The organism is Leucobacter sp. L43 (assembly GCF_016597785.1).
In the GTDB taxonomy this organism is placed as follows: Bacteria; Actinomycetota; Actinomycetes; order Actinomycetales; family Microbacteriaceae; genus Leucobacter; species Leucobacter alluvii.
On record NZ_JAENJG010000001.1, the window covers coordinates 594,628 to 610,060 of the forward strand.

At 68.7% G+C, this 15,433-nt stretch carries 8 protein-coding genes and 1 tRNA gene; 3 read left to right on the forward strand and 6 right to left on the reverse strand.

The features are described 5' to 3' along the window. Positions 1-66: 66 nt before the first annotated feature. Together JE033_RS02760 and JE033_RS02765 are read right to left on the reverse strand one after the other, a co-directional pair. Complete coding sequence (locus JE033_RS02760) at positions 67-1,668, reverse strand: S1C family serine protease (RefSeq protein WP_200329321.1); 1,602 nt, start codon at positions 1,666-1,668, stop codon at positions 67-69. Between the two features lie 197 nt (positions 1,669-1,865). After that, complete coding sequence (locus JE033_RS02765; protein ID WP_234037068.1) at positions 1,866-5,285, reverse strand: hypothetical protein; 3,420 nt, start codon at positions 5,283-5,285, stop codon at positions 1,866-1,868. Between the two features lie 166 nt (positions 5,286-5,451). Here JE033_RS02765 and JE033_RS02770 point away from each other — a divergent pair. After that, positions 5,452-5,525: transfer RNA gene (locus JE033_RS02770), tRNA-Met, on the forward strand. 291 nt (positions 5,526-5,816) lie between these two features. On the opposite strand, the gene JE033_RS02775 is transcribed toward JE033_RS02770, so the two are convergent. Both JE033_RS02775 and JE033_RS02780 read right to left on the reverse strand, forming a co-directional pair. Then, complete coding sequence (locus tag JE033_RS02775) at positions 5,817-8,828, reverse strand: UPF0182 family protein (protein WP_200329323.1); 3,012 nt, start codon at positions 8,826-8,828, stop codon at positions 5,817-5,819. Between the two features lie 106 nt (positions 8,829-8,934). Next, positions 8,935-10,077, reverse strand: coding sequence for a PDZ domain-containing protein (locus tag JE033_RS02780; RefSeq protein WP_234037069.1), 1,143 nt, complete (start codon positions 10,075-10,077; stop codon positions 8,935-8,937). Positions 10,078-10,208: 131 nt separating this feature from the next. Here JE033_RS02780 and JE033_RS02785 point away from each other — a divergent pair, with 131 nt between their 5' ends. Beyond that, a complete protein-coding gene (locus JE033_RS02785; protein WP_200329325.1) occupies positions 10,209-11,609 on the forward strand; it encodes a zinc-dependent metalloprotease in 1,401 nt (466 codons plus the stop codon). Between the two features lie 117 nt (positions 11,610-11,726). Beyond that, positions 11,727-12,608: a hypothetical protein gene (locus tag JE033_RS02790; RefSeq protein WP_200329327.1), complete on the forward strand. Its 882-nt coding sequence runs from the start codon at positions 11,727-11,729 to the stop codon at positions 12,606-12,608. Here JE033_RS02790 and JE033_RS02795 read toward each other — a convergent pair. Together JE033_RS02795 and nudC are read right to left on the reverse strand one after the other, a co-directional pair. Beyond that, positions 12,564-14,264 (reverse strand): ATP-dependent helicase, encoded by a 1,701-nt coding sequence (locus JE033_RS02795; RefSeq protein ID WP_200329329.1) that lies wholly within the window; start codon positions 14,262-14,264, stop codon positions 12,564-12,566. The genes JE033_RS02790 and JE033_RS02795 overlap by 45 nt on opposite strands. Beyond that, positions 14,261-15,322 (reverse strand): NAD(+) diphosphatase, encoded by a 1,062-nt coding sequence (nudC, locus tag JE033_RS02800; protein ID WP_200329331.1) that lies wholly within the window; start codon positions 15,320-15,322, stop codon positions 14,261-14,263. The genes JE033_RS02795 and nudC overlap by 4 nt, the downstream gene beginning before the upstream one ends. Positions 15,323-15,433 lie beyond the last annotated feature (111 nt).

Sequence of the window (15,433 nt, forward strand, 5' to 3'; positions counted from 1 at the left end):
GCCGCGAACGTTCTGCGGGGAACGTTCGCGGCACTCATCGTGCGACGCAGGTCGGGTGTCGGACGATCACCATTCGAGGGTGCCGAGCGTCACCTCGGTCTCGGCTGCCTTGCCATTGCGCATGTACTCGATCCGCACCGAGCTGTCGCCGGCGTGCATCCGGATCAGCGCGGAGACCGAGGTCCCGTCGACCGCTGAGACGCCGTCGACTGCGGTGATCACATCGCCGGGCTTGAGACCCGCTTTCGCTGCCGCCCCGTCCGGAACGACCTCGACGAGCAGTCCGCCCGCGAAGTCCGCGTCCGCATCGGTGTCCTGCGATGAATCGGCGACTGACGCTCCGAGGAGTCCGTGCGACGGCTGCTCCCCCGCGATGATCGAGTCGGCGACGCGGGAGGCGAGATTCGACGGGATCGCGAATCCGAGACCCACGCTTCCTGCGGTGCCTCCGGTCGTCGACGTCGACGCGATCGCGACGTTGATGCCGATGAGCTCGCCCTTGCCGTTCAGCAGCGCGCCGCCCGAGTTCCCCGGGTTGATCGACGCATCGGTCTGAATCACGGGGAGCGTCACGCTTCCCGAAGACGTCGACGGCTGCTGCTCCTGTTGCTGGCCCTCCTCGTCGGGGAGGCCGAAGCGGAAGTCCCAGGGCAGTCCTCCGCCGCCGGAGCCATCGTCGCCGCTGCCGTCATCCGGCGTCGGCTGCTCCTCGATCAAGGGGCTTCCCACTGAGATCCCGCGATTCAGGGCGCTCACGACGCCGCTCGTGACCGTGTTCGCCAGATTCAAGGGTGCGCCGATCGCGACGGTGAGATCCCCCACATCGAGCTTGTCGGAGTCTGCGACTGCTACGGCGGGAAGATCGGTGGCATCGACCTTGACCACTGCGAGATCCGCATACGGGTCCACGCCGACGAGGCTTCCATCGAAGATGCGCCCATCGCTCAGCTTCACGCGAATCGCGGCGTCGCTCATGGCCGCGCCGTCGAGCGTCACCACATGCGCGTTGGTGATGATGTAGCCGTCATCGGAGTAGATCACACCGGAGCCCGAACCGCTCGAGTTGCCTCCCGCGACCTCGAGTGTGACGACGCTGGGAGTGGCGACCGCTGCGACTCCGGAGATCGCGGTCGCGTTCTCCGCGTTGTTCAACGTGATCGCGCTGCTCCCCGACGCACCGGTCGTAGCCGACTGCGGCGCGTTCGCCGACACGACCGCAGCGACGCCGCCCCCCACGACGCCGCCGAGGAGTGCGCCGACCGCGAGTCCGGCGAGGAGCATGCCCGAGCGGTTCTTCGCGTCCTTCGACTTTCCCGAATCGTCAGCACCGCGGTGGTCGTTCGGCCCGCCGGGTGCGCCTCCGCCGAGGTCGCCCGGAGCGTGGGATCCGACCGGCATCGCCCCGTATCCGAACGCGCTCGCGTGCTGATCTGCCGGAGCCGTCGGATGCGTCGGTGCGTGCGCGGTCGGTGCGCCGAGGTTCGGCGATCCGTGCGGAGCGTGCGGCTGCGAAGCGGCGCTCTCGGGCAGGAACCGGTCGCCCGGGAGCTGCTGCGTCGGGGCATCCGACTGGGGCACTGGAGTCGACGATGGCTCGCCGGTGCTCGCGTTCTGCGCGGAGGAGGAGATGAGGCGACCGTCTGGGCCGTACTCGGGTGTGGTGCTCATGGGGGCTCCCTTCGTGTAGGTCTAGCTTGACCTCCCTTCCTATGAATTTCGCTTGGAGTACCTGCAGAGCATCTGCACGCCGCGGTCCCGCGTGCACTTCGTACGCTCCGGTTGGCACGAGTCGTGCCGACGCCCGGCCCTTCCGAGCATTCACCTCGCTGGAAGGGCCGACCGCCGGCACGATTGCCGGCCTTCCCTCACTCTCCCGAGGACGCCATATCGCGGCACTCTCGGAAGACGATCGGGCCGCGCCGGTGTCGGCGTACGCCCCAGGCCAGCGCGGCCCCGCCGAGGAGCAGGAGCGCGCCTCCCCCGGCGATCCACGCGGCCGCGGCTCCCTCTCCCGTCGTAGCGAGAGCGGGCGCCGCACCCACCGGGCGGACCTCGAAGTCCTCGCTCGGAGCACCGCAGGCGCCCTTCGCCACCACGTGCTCCTTCCCGGCCTCGATCATGACGAGGGTCTCGACGTAGCCGCCGAGTCCGACATGCTCGGGACGGGTGAGCACACTCCTCGATCGGTACGTTCCCGGGCCGTCGACCACGACGCCCGCAGCGTCGCCGAGTTCGGCGAGTTCGTGCTCCGGCGAGCATACGAGCGCGCCGTGCGCATCTCGCCCGTACGCGCTGAAACGCACCCGTAATTCGATGCCATCGCGCTGCACGATGGGGCCGCCGACGAACGCCCGGTCGAACATCGGCTGCCCGACCTCCACCGAGCCGGCCGAAACCGTGCGCACGGTCGGCGCCTGCACCGTGGTCGTCTCCTCTGGCATCCCGCATGCTCCGCGGTGCAGCTCTCGCTCCGCCCCGTTCTCCCACTGCGACAGCGTCTCCACCCACCAGATGGTGTCGCCATATTCGGGGAGCGCCGTGATCTCCGGCGAACGAACCGTGCCGGGCTCGGTGACGCTGACTGGATCGAGCGTGAAGAGGAGGTTGTCGTCCGTGCAGTGCGCCGCGTCCGTTCCCGTGGCCGACGCCTCGCCCCGATACCCGCGGAAGACGACGCGGTGCTCCAAGCCTGCACGCTCTGCGAGGACACCGGTGATCGTCGCCTCATCGCTGATGAGGTCGCCGATCGCGGAGAACGCCGCCGCGTTCGTGGTCACCTCCGGTGTCGTGATGTTCGTCGTCTCGCTGGCGATGCCGCACTCGCCCGTGTGCATTGCCACTCGAGCGTCGCCCTGGATGAGCCACAGCGTTTCGACCCACCAGACCGCGCCGACCCAGTCCGACTGTGCGACGACGCTCGGGGAGACGATCTCGCCCGGGCCCGTCACCGGCACGGCCGATGTCTCGAACAGGAGATTCTCTCGTGTGCACACGGCTCGCCCGCCCCCTTCGTCCGGAGCCGGCTCCTTCGCTACCCCGTCACCCGCGTCTCGCGGTGCGGTCCCCGCGCCGTATCCGGCGAACGTCAGTTCCCACCGAGCGCCGGCGTTCTCCGCGAGCGCCCCCGATACCACCGCGGTGTCGGAGATCTCGGCGCCGACGGGAGCGGTTTCCGTCGCCAGGGTCTCGACCGACGGGCGCCCGATCGTCGTGGTCTCATTGGCAAGACCGCATTCGCCGCGGTGCAGCGTGCGGGGCCCATCCGGGGTCTCGAGGTACAGCGTCTCGATCCACCAGACCGTCGTGCCATGCTCAGGTCGCGCGGTGAAGCCGGGCGAACGCAGGTCGCCGGTCCCGGTGACGGGAATCTTCTCGGAACGAAAGATGATGTTCTCGGCGCTGCAGCTCGGTTCGACTGCCGTGCGCACCTCCGGGGTGTCCTCGATCGCGCCTTCCGGAGCGCGGTAGGCCTCGAAGCGCATCGAGTACGTCGCGCGTTCCGCAAGAGCGCCGGACACCGTGGCCACGTCGTAGAGCTCGTCGCCGAGCGCCGCTTCCGAGAGCGCCTGCGTGACGACGGCCGGCTGATCGATCCTGGTCGTCTCGTTGCTCAGCCCGCACTCGCCCTCGTGCACGGTCTTGCCGTGCGACACGACGCGCTCGACCCAGTGGATCGTGCCTCCGGATCGCACCTGCGTCTCGGGCGACGCGTACGCTCCCGGCCCCGGAACGTCAATGCCGGATGCGCGGTGGACGGGTTGTGCGAGACAGCGTTCCTCCGCGGAGAGCGATTCGAGTTCGGCTTCGCTCCAGGTCTGCGGATCGCGCCGTTGCTCCAGCACGGGGTCGCGACCGCGCAGAGGCACGGGCGCCCCCGAGCTGTCGAGCACCGGAGTGCCGTCCTCCGCCAGCTCGAGCACGGGGTATGGAGTGCCGTCTGCGGCAACACCCGCCGTCGGCGCACCATTCTCGTCGGCCACGGGAATGCGGTTCCCCGCTTCATCGAGCAGCGGTTCTCCTGCGGCATCCGCCCACCACTCCTCCCAGAGCAGCGCTCCGGTTGCAAGGTCTTCCGCTTGCGCCTCATACGGATCGCCCAGTACCGGCTCCCAGTGCTCGTCGAACTTCTGCGCCCCGGCGCTCGGCTCCAGGTACGCCGTGAAGTCGGCGACCGCGTCCGGCCACATCTCCAGGGTGCTGTCCGGCGTCTCTCGAACGATCAGTCGATCCAGCATGGTGCCCCCTACCGTGGCGTCCGGCTGCGCCTGAGAGGACGCGATCGGTGGGGCCGGGGGCGCAGGAACGTCCTGATGCACGCTGGGAAAGCGACCTCCCAAGTCCGCCGATTTCGAACTGCCCGTGGCGACTGCGATTCGCTGCCCACTGGCTCCCGAGGCGGTCGCGGTGTCGTGGACGTCGAGCACCGCATCCCACCCGGCCGTGCCTCTGGCCTCCCAGGAGCCCCCGAGCGTGATGCGACGCGCACCAGGGTCTGCCTGGACGTAGCGAGCCGAAGCCTCGGTACTCGGAACTTGGAGCGTCGCAGCATCATTGCGCACGAACGTGCCGCCAGTGACGCTGAGCGTCGTGGTGCCCTTCGGGTACGCGACCCGGTAGCGGCCCTGCTTTCCGCCGGGGTCAGGAGTCACCTGCAACTCCCCCGTGACGGGCTTCGCAGCCACCGGCGGTTTCGCATTCGCCTTCGCGTCGGCATAGAGCCGGTCGGATTCCGCGATGAGGTCCCGGCCACGGGCTGAGCTCAGCAGCACACCGATCTTCTGGTCGAGGGCCGGATTGCCCGCGGCGAAGTTCTCGCGCATGCGCCAGATCGTCAGCTGCACCGCAGCAGCGGTCCACGCATCCCCAGTCTGACCGTGACGGTCCATGAGGTAGTTCATCTGCCTCATGCCGTGTTCGTCATCCCACGCCGGGAACATCCCGGCGATACCCGGCAGATACGGGAGTCGCCCGAGTGAGGCGATGTACCCCGACGGTTCGTGGCGACCGACCTCGATGCAGTACGCGCGAGTACCGTTCGGCATGACGAAGTTCGAGATCGTCAATCCACCGGCGAACGAGACTTCTTCTCCTCGTGATAGCGCCTGAGCGGGAGTCGGCGGCGCGAAAAGGGCGGCGCTGAGCGCGAGGGCGGCGACGACGAGACCTGCGAGCGCCATCCCGGGCACCGATCGCGCCACTCGTACCGTCTGCATCTTTCGCACGGTGTGCGAATCCCGAGCGCGTCTCCTTCGCCACCCTCCGTTCAGCCAGTTCACCTTGGTCATGCCCAACTCCTTTCGACACCGCGATCACGTGCGGACGACTCGTGAAACGGAGCGTCCTGCAGCGATCGTGGCCTGGAGAGCAGGTACGGCTCGGGAGCTCTCCACACCCACCGGGCTCGCGAGAATTGCGCCTGATTCCGCGACGTGCTAGAGTTGGGTCTCGTGCCGCGGGGTGGAGCAGTTCGGTAGCTCGCCGGGCTCATAACCCGGAGGTCGTGGGTTCAAATCCCGCCCCCGCAACGAAGAAAAGCCCTTGATCTGGAGTTCTCTCCCGATCAAGGGCTTTTTGCTGTGCTTCAGGAGTGCACTGCTGGAGTGCGCACCGCCTCACTTCCGCGCATGTGAGCGAACGCTGCGCCCGAGATCGACTGTTCGGTCGCGCGCGCCTCAGCCATGTGAGCGACGACAATGAACCGAAACGCGCACGCGTTGTGGGCGATCGAGGTGCGCGCGGCGGCCCGCACGCTGAAACGCAGACCGGACCAGATCGACTCGCGTCGTCCCGGTCCGGTCGGCCCCTGAGGCTGAGCGCTACTCCGCTTCGAGCGCCGCCTCGATCGCCTGCTGCAGACGCTCGTCGGCTTCGCCGTAGGCGGCCCAATCGCCCTTCTGCATGGCAGCATCGCGTGCCTCGAGAGCGTCCTGCATTTCCGTCAGGGTCTCTCGGAGGGTGCCGGTCGCACCCGAACCCGCGTCACCGGCACCGGTGTCACCCGAGTCGGGATCCTCCGCCGCCGGGTCCCCCGTCGTGGGGGTCGTGCCCGTATCACCGGCATCGGCGCCGGAGTTGCCTCCGAAGAGTGCATCCAGTGCCTCGTCCAGCGTGTCCTCGAAGGCGATCTGGTCGCCGAAGGCGACGAGCACCTTCTGCAGGATCGGGAAGCTCGTGCCGGACTTCGCCTGCACGTAGACGGGCTGCACGTAGAGCAATCCGCCGCCGACCGGCAGCGTCAGCAGGTTGCCGCTGATGACCTGGCTCTCGCCCTGGCGGAGGATGTTGAGCAGGTTGGAGACGTTCGAGTCGGTGGTGAAGCTGTTCTGCACCTGCCCCGGCCCGGGAATCGGGTCGCCCTTCGGCAGCGTCAGCAACTTCAGCTTTCCGTAGTCCTCCGAGACCGTCCCGTCTTCAGAGCCGGCGTTCGAATTCGCTGCGAGATACCCGGTGAGGATGTCTCGGGAGCCCTCACCCGATTGATCCGGAATGTACGTCGAATAGATCGAGTAGTTGGGATCGGCATCGGCTCCGGCCGCGAGCGTCAGATAATACGGAGGCTGAGCGAGCTTCGCCGCACCCGCGGTCGCGGTCGACACCGGATCATCGGGCGTGCGCCACTTGTCCTCTGCCGAGTAGAAGGCGTCCGCGTTCGTGACGTGGTACTCGCCGAGCATCGCGCGCTGCACCTTGAACAGGTCGCTGGGGTAGCGAACGTGGCTGAGCAGGTCGCCGCTCATCTCCGAGACGTCTTTCAGCGTGCCGGGGAAGATCTTGCCCCACGACTTCAGCAGCGGATCCTCGGTATCCCACGCGTAGAGGGACACGGAGCCGTCATACGCATCCACGGTCGCCTTCACGGAGTTGCGGATGTAGTTGATCGGCTTGCCGAGCGGATCGCGCTCGGCGGCGTCAGCGTCCACTGTGAGCTCGTTCATGTCCGAGGATTCGGAGTAGGGGTAATCGTCGGAGGTGGTGTAGCCGTCGACGATCCAGACGACGCGCCCGTCGACCACCGAGGCGTAGGGCGCCTTGTCGACGGTCAGGTACGGGGCCACCTTCTGCACGCGGTCGACCGGGTTGCGATCGTACAGGATCTGCGAGCCGTCGACGACCGCGCCGGAGAGGAGCACCTCCATATCCTGGAACTTGAGGGCGTAGATGAGCTTCGTGAAGATGTTGTCGAGCACGGGGCCGCCGTCACCCGAGAAGGTCGTCATGTTCTGACGTCCACCGTCTTCACCGGCCTCCTCCGCTTCGACGTTCTGCTCGGTCGCAGGATCTTCAGCGCCCGGCTCGGCCGGCTCGGCGTCTGCGGCCTCCTCGGCGGAGGCTTCGGCGTTGCTCTCGGCATCGGCGGGGAAGTCGAGCTCGATCGCCTTCGAGCGCTCTCCGCCCACGATGGAGTACTCCGGGGAATCCATGCCGAAGTAGATGCGCGGTTCGAAGGTGCCCAGCTTGCCGCTCGTCGGAATACCGTTCTCCAGGAAGACCGGCTCGCCCCCGGGCGATCGCTGGTTGCCGAATGCCGCCACGAGCCCGTACCCGTGGGTGTAGACGAGCGTCCGGTTGTACCAACCGGTCTGCTCTTCGATGTTGATGTCGCGTACCGCCGATACGGTGTCCTCCACCTGGCCGTCGATCTCGTAGCGATCGACGTTCAGCGATCCGGGGAACTGGTAGTACTGACGGATCTGCTCGAGCTGAGCGAAGGTGGGAGAGACGATCTCGGGGTCGATGATGCGAATGTTCGCGGTCGTCGTCGCGTCGTTGCGCAGCGCGCCAGGCTCGGCGTCGGTGACCGCGTCGTACCGTTCCTTCTCGACGTCCTCGATGCCGTACGCGGCACGGGTGGCCGCGATATTGCGCTCGATGTACTCGGACTCGAGGCTCTTCTCGTCGGGCCCGACCTGGAACTGCTGCACGGCCCAGGGGTAGCCGACGCCCAGCACGAGGCTGGACGCGATGAGCAGCGCCGTGCCGATGACCGGCAGACGCCACTTGCCGGTGAAGGCCGTCACGATGAACAGGATCGCGACGATGATGGCGATTCCCGCGAGGATCTGCTTCCCCGGGATCACCGCGTTGACGTCCGAGAACATCGCACCCGTGCGGATGCCGGAGCTCCCCGTCAGCGTGCGGTACTGATCGAGCCAGAGGCTCGCGGCCTGCAGCACGAGGTACAGCGTCGCGAGCACCGCGGCCTGAATGCGCGTCGACTTCGAGACGCGAACGTCACGACCGGAGAACGCGATGCCGCCGTAGAGGTAACTGGTGGCGACGCCGGCGATCAGCGCCAGCAGCGTTGCGGCCGAGGCGAACGCGACGATCCCCTGCAGCATGGGCAGATCGAAGAGGAAGAACGAGATGTCGAGACCGAACTGAGCATCGGTCTCCCCCGTGTTCTCGCCGTTGAACCAGAGCAGCACGCTCTGCCACTGCGCGGCGGTGCTGAATCCCCCGAACAGGCCGACGACGGCGGGCAGACCCCACTTGACGAGGCGACGGAGCGGTTCGAAGAGCTCCTGGTACCGGTCGAGCTGTGCAGTCAGTCGCGCGTAGACGGGGCGCTTGCGGTACGCGATGTCGATCGCGAAGAACACGGGCACCGCGATGCCGAGGAACCCGATCAGGAACATCGCTCCGGCGGCGAGCCATTGCGTGGTGAGCACCGGCAGGTAGCCGGTCTGTCGATACCACATCACTTCAGCGAGCACCGCGGCCACCGCGAGGAAGCCGAGAATCAGGATCACCACCAGCACGACGGTGATCGCAAGCGGCGAGAGCCGGCGCTGACGGGTGGCCTGAGCCGGGGGGTTCGGGTCGGTCACGTCTTCGTTCACTTTCCTGTCCAGTGCGCACGCGATGGTGCTGGGCGGGGTGGGTCACTTCACCCTACCGGGCTGCGCTGGTAAAACCCGGGGGCGGTATCGGCATCTACGACGATTGAGACCGAGCTGAAATCTCGGCTCCGCAGCGCTCCAACCCGGCGGGGGTGTCGCCTGAAGCGGCGGTTTCGATTGCGTCGATCGCCTCGGTGAGGGTTGCGACCGGCGCGACCCGCAATCCGTCGGGTATCCGCTCGGGAACATCGGCGCAGTTGCCGAGGGGCATGAGAAAGAGGTCGCTCTCCGCTCGAGCCGCCGCCCACATCTTCTGCTCGAGCCCGCCGATGGGCCCGACCTCTCCGGTATCGGCCATCGTCCCCGTGCCGCTGACGGTCATCCCGTCGAGCATCTCCCCCGGAGTCAGCCGATCGTACATGGCGAGCGAGAAGGCCATGCCGGCGCTCGGGCCGCCGATGTCCTCGAGCTTGATCTCCACCTCGCTCGGGAGGTCGAAATCCGTCGCGACGGTGGCCCCGATCAGCGGTTCCGTCGCCCCGTCCGGGATGGTCGGGGTGAGCTCGACATCGACCGGTTCCCCGTCGCGCTCGATGCCGACCCGCAGCGGCTCGTCGCCTCCGGTTGCGATGGTTCGTTCCCGAAGCATCGCGAAACTCTCGATGGGCTCGCCGTCGAGCGCGACGAGACGGTCTCCCGGCTCGAGCACGCCGTCCGCCGCGCTGCCGCCCGCGACCTCTGCGACGCTGAGCACGACATCGACGTCGTCGCCGGCCTCGCGGAAAGCCGCCGCGGCGGCGAGCGTCTGCGAGCTCGCCATGAGCGCCGTGTTCTGCGCATCGCGATCATCGGAGGTCTCTCCGTCGCGGAAGAAGTCGCTGAGCGGCGCGATGCGCTGCGACGGGTCGACGACCGCGGGCAGGAGCGAGAGCCAGCTGCGTCGCCGGTCAGGGTCTCCGAGGATCTGCACGGTGAGCAGGTTCAGCGTGCCGCTCGTCGGATACGTCTGAGCGTCGGGGAACGAGACGACGGGCTCCGTGGCATCGTCCACGGTGACATCGCCGAGCGTGTCGACCACGGGGCCGGGTCGCTCGATGACGTACGGCGAGGGGATCGCTCCTGCGAGCAGCACCGGGATCGCGAGTGCGCCGACGATCCAGAGGCCGCGACGCCGCCCTCGGCCCGTGTCCGCCTCGTACTCGACGTCCGAACGTGTCCTGCCGATGTGCTGACCCAATGCTCTCCTCGTGCACCCCGCGCCTGTTCGCAGTCGGCGCAATGGGAATCGCCGAGCGTCGGTCAATCTAGCAGGCGCATCTGAGCACCGTGCCGTAGCGTTATTCGTGAAGCAACGACGAAGGAGCGGCAATGAGCGCGAACGACCACGACGGCGCTGAGCGCCCCGATTCCGGTGGCGATTTCGAAGAGCTGCAACGCATTCTGCGCGACATGCTGTCGGGCACCGGCGGTGCGCCAGCGAACGGGTTCGATCCCGAGCAGTTCGCGAAGGCGGCGGGCATCAACGTCGACCCCCAGGCCCTCCAGGGCCTGTTCGGCACGCTTCAGGGCGCCATGCAGAATCCCTCGGCCGAGATCGACTGGTCGGTCGCGCGGAAGACCGCGATCGAGGTCGCCTCTGGCGACAGCGGTTCGGCTGATCCTGCAGCTGCCCTCAGGGCGTTTCCCGTCGCGGCACTCTGGCTGGACGAGGCGACCGAGCTGGGGCCGACTCCCGACGCGCCGAAGACGTTGTCTCGCATCGAGTGGGTGCAGCAGTCGATCGACACCTGGGTCGGGCTGGCCGAGCCGGTGGCCGAGTCGATCACGCGCGCCCTGATGAGCGCGCTCGAGAGCCAGATGCCGGAAGAGCTCGGGACGGCACTGCAGGGAGCCACCCCGATGCTGCGCAGCGTGGGCGGCGCGCTCTTCGCCGTGCAGCTCGGAACGATCGTCGGTCGTCTCTCCGGCGAGGTCGTGTCGGCTGGAGACATCGGGATCCCGCTGCTGTCCGGTGCGGGGCGCGAGGGCGGGGCGCTGCTCCCGGCAGGGGTTGCTGCGTTCGCCGAGGGCCTCGATCAGGATCCCGAGACGGTGACGCTCTACCTCGCGATCAGGGAGCTCGCCCACGCCCGGCTCTTCCGCCACTCGAAGTGGCTGAGGCTGCATCTCCTCACCGCGATCGGCGATTACGCTCGCGGCATCAGCATCGATACCGGACGCATCGAGGAGCTCGCCCGGGATATCGACCCGCAGCACCCCGAGCAGATCCAGGAGATCATCTCGAACGGCGCGCTGATACCGCCGAAGACGGAGGCGCAGGAGGCCGCGCACGCACGGCTCGAGACGATGCTCGCGTTGATCGAGGGCTGGGTGGACGTGGTGACGGCGGACGCCGCCAAGCGGATCCCAGGGGCCGACGCGGTGGCGGAGATGGTGCGCCGCCGCCGCGCCACGGGCGGACCGGCGGAGCACGCGTTCGCTGCGCTCGCCGGGCTCGAGCTCCGCCCGCGTCGGTTGCGCGAGGCAGCGGCGCTGTGGCGGCTCGTCGGCGAGCGGAGCGATGTCGCGACCCGCGACGGGCTCTGGGCGCATCCCGATCTGCTGCCCTCGTCAGAAGAACTGGACCATCCCGCTCGGCTGCTCGAACGCCTCGGCCTGGCCGGTGCGACGCCCGACGCCGAAGCCGATGAATTCGACGCAGCGCTCGCTCAGCTGCTCGACGGCGAGTTGCCCCCGCACGAGGGCGACGCGGGAGATCGTCAGGACTGAACGGGCAACCACGATGCAACGCCGCTCACAGGTGTGAGTGAAACGGCATCGGCGCGCTCGAGCGGATGAGCCTGTGGATAACGCACGAACGGGGATTCGAGCGCGCACACTGCTCCCATGGATCCCCTGCTGACACGACTCGACCCCTCGCTCCCGGTCTGCTGGGAGGACCCGGACACCCTCAGGGTGGGTTTCGAGCACGCCATCGCACGCGTGCGACGCCCGACGGCTGGAGTGCAGCGCTTCATCGGCGTACTGCGTCGTGGAGTGGATGCGGACCGCCTGCCAGACGAGGCGCGCCGAGCCGGAGTGACACTCGGTGAGGCGCGAGCCGCCGTCGCACAGCTCGGGCCCGCATTGCTCGCGCAGCGCGCCGCGAATGCGACTGAGGCCGCGGTGCCGTTGACCGCGCAGATGTGCGACGGCGGACGCCCGGTGGCGGCGCTGCGCGAAGCCCTCCTCGAGAGCGGGGTGTGTCGGTTCCCAGCTCGCGATGAGTCGTCTGCATCCGGAGACATCGATCTCGTCGTGTTCGTGGAGCGCTACTGGGAGCCGCTCGAGCGCGCGCAGCGCTGGCTGATGGAGGGGGTTCCGCACCTGCTCATCAGGTTCACCGATGGGGCGGTGCACGTCGGACCGATCATCGATGCCGACGGCCGGCCCTGCCACACCTGCATATCGCTCGCGCGAGTCGAACGCGATGCCGCGACCGCGGCCCTGGCGGCACAGCTCGCCGGAGCAGCAGTCGCAAGCGAACGACGCGACGCCGCCGTGCTCGCCGGAGCGTACGCCGCCGGCCTCATCCGCGCCTGGAGCGCCGGCGACGCGGCCGCGCATCGCACCCGCATCGTCCTGCCGGTTTCACGAGCGCTCTCGATCCCCGTGCCGCGAGTGGAGCAGGTCGAACCGCACCTCGACTGCGCCTGCGGGCCGCCGTCACTCGATGACGACGGCTCACGTGCCGGCGGCGATCATCCCCGCCTCGCTGATGAAGCGTGAGGGCTGCCGCGCGGTACGCCCCCCGCCCGCGACCCCGGAGAGCCGGAGCGTGTCTCTCGCGCGGGTGAACGCCACGTAGCAGAGCCGGCGCTCCTCGTCGATCGCAGCCTCGTCGGTGGCGTGCGTGATCGGCAGCAGCCCCTCACTGAGCCCGACGACGTGCACCATCGACCATTCGAGCCCCTTCGCGGCGTGGATCGCGCTGAGGGTCACCGCGTCGAGGGTCGGCTCGTGCTGCGTGCGCTGCCGCGCGAGCAGCTCCTCGCTGAACTCACGGATGCCGGTTCCGGGCGGCATCTCGTCGACGAGGCCGAGGAGCGCGCCGAGCGCTTCCCACTTCTCGCGCTGCGCCGCGCCCTCCGGCGCCTTCGCCGACCATCCCCCGGCACGCAGCACGTCGCTGACGATCTGAAACAGGGGGCGCGTGTCCGCGACCTTCGCCTCGCCGCGGATGAGCATCACGGCTTGCCGCACATCGGCGCGCTCGAAGAACCGCTGCGCGCCGTGCACGCGAGCGCTCAGCCCGCGCTGCCTGAGCGCTTCCTCGAAGCGCGCCGACTGCGCGTTGGTGCGGTACAGGATCGCGACCTCGGACGCCGGGGTTCCCGCGCGCACCGCCGCCGCGATGGAGTCCGCAACGGCCGCGGCTTCGTCGTGATCCGAGGCGAACCACTCGAACGTGGGCGCTGCCGCCGAGGCGGCAGTCGCGTCCGCGCGTGCTGCCCGGAGCGTGAGGGCGCCGGGCCGATCCCGCATCAGCCTGTTGGAGATGCGGACGACGGGTTCGGTGGAGCGGTAGTTGCGCTCGAGTCGGATCTCGCGCGCCCGCGGATACTCCGCACCGAATCGCAGCAGGTACGAGCTCGAGGCCCCCGCGAAGGAGTAGATGGTCTGGCTCGCATCACCGACGACGCAGAGATCGTCGCGATCCCCGAGCCACATGCGCAACAGCGAGTGCTGCAGCGGCGAGACATCCTGGTACTCGTCGACGGTGAAGAACCGATAGCGTTCCCGCACTTGGAGGGCCGCGAGGGGCTCGGTCTCGAGCATGCCGGTCATCAGCACGAGGACGTCTTCGAAGTCGATCTGCCTCCGCTCCTCGAGCAGCGCGGTGTACGCCCGCTGCAGGTCCACGAGGCGCTCCGGCGTGAGCCCCTGCGGGATGGGTCGACGCTCGACCTGATCCGCGTAGGCGTCGATGCTCAGCATGCGGGTCTTGCGCCATTCGATCTCCGCTGCGGCGTCGCGCAGCGCCTCGCCTCCGAGCCTGAGCCCGAGCGACTCGACCGCCTGCGAGATCGCCGCCACCTTGCCAGGGAGCATCTTCGGCGCGGCACCGCCGACGAGCTGCGGCCAGAAGTGGTTCAACTGCGCGAGCGCGGCCCCGTGGAACGTCTGCGCGCGCACGCCGTCAGCACCCAGCGCCCGCAGGCGACCCTGCAGTTCTCCCGCGGCCTTCCGCGTGAACGTCACGGCGAGTACCCGTTCCGGGTCGTACACCCCGGTGCGCACCCCGTACGCGATGCGGTGGGTGATGGCGCGCGTCTTCCCCGTTCCCGCACCGGCGAGCACGGCCACGGGACCGCGCAGGCTCTCCGCGATCTCGCGCTGCTCGGGATCGAGAGCCGACAGAATCGCCTCGGCGTCTGAGCTCACGATGCCGTGGCTGAATCGACCGGTTCGACCGCGCCCTCGGCGGCGTCCTCCGCGACCCATCGGTCGATCATCCACCGTGCGATCGAAAGCGGCATCGGCAGCGTGAGATCCTCGGCGGGCTCGCGGAGCTCGTCGCGCGTGAACCACCGCAGTTCCGATATCTCCGTCGGATCGGGAACCAGCGCTTCCGGATCGACCCCCGCCGCCAGCCGCGCCCGGAACCCGAGCATCAGCGAACGCGGGAACGGCCACGGCTGAGACGTCACGTACGCGATGTCGCCCAGCCGCACGCCGGACTCCTCGAAGACCTCGCGCTGGACGGCCTGCTCGAGCGATTCACCGGCTTCGACGAAACCCGCGAGCAGCGAGAAGCGACCCGGTTCCCAGAGCGCATTCGAACCGAGGAGCACGCGGTTCTCGTGCTCGATCAGCACGATCACCGCCGGATCGGTTCGAGGGAAGTGCTCTCCGCCTCGCGCGTCGAGACGGGCCCACCCGCCCTGAGTCGCTGCAGTGCGATCGCCGTCTCGCGGCGAGTAGCTTGCGCTCTCGTGCCACCTCAGCAGTGCCGAGGCGACGCCGACCGCTTCTCGTTCGGCCTCGGTGAGGCGAGCACCGACTTGGAAGGGGTGGACCCAGAGCTCATCGCCCGGCTCGGCCTCTGCGCCGGCTCCCTCGTTCTCCACGGTGCGCGCATCGGTGCCGGGATCCGCGCCTGCGACTGGTATCGCCCTCGCGAACACGGGGGCGCCGTCGATGCGCCCCAGGAACACGTCCGTCACCCCGCGCGCATCGAGGCTCGACTGCGACGGATCTGCGGCGCTCGCGCCTTCCGGATCTTCGACCACCGCCGCGCGCGGCTCGCCGGTCGTCGGCTGCCACGCGAGCCGGGTCGCACCGCCCTCGACGCGCACGGGGATCTCCACGCCACGGATGCGGAGCATCTTGGCCGAGGGGTCTCGCCACGCTTCGCCCAGGAGTTCCTGGCTCATGCGGGTCGCCGCGTCGCGATCGAGCGCGCCGCCCGCGAGTGGTGGCCTGGCCGGGTTCGAGGTCATGTGTTCCCCTGTTCAATCGCACCGAGGCTGACGCCCGGACGCGTCGCTGCTTGGAGTTGCCGGCGGGCTGTCGCTCAGTGCGCGTGGCGAATCGACCGAGTCGACGCGCAT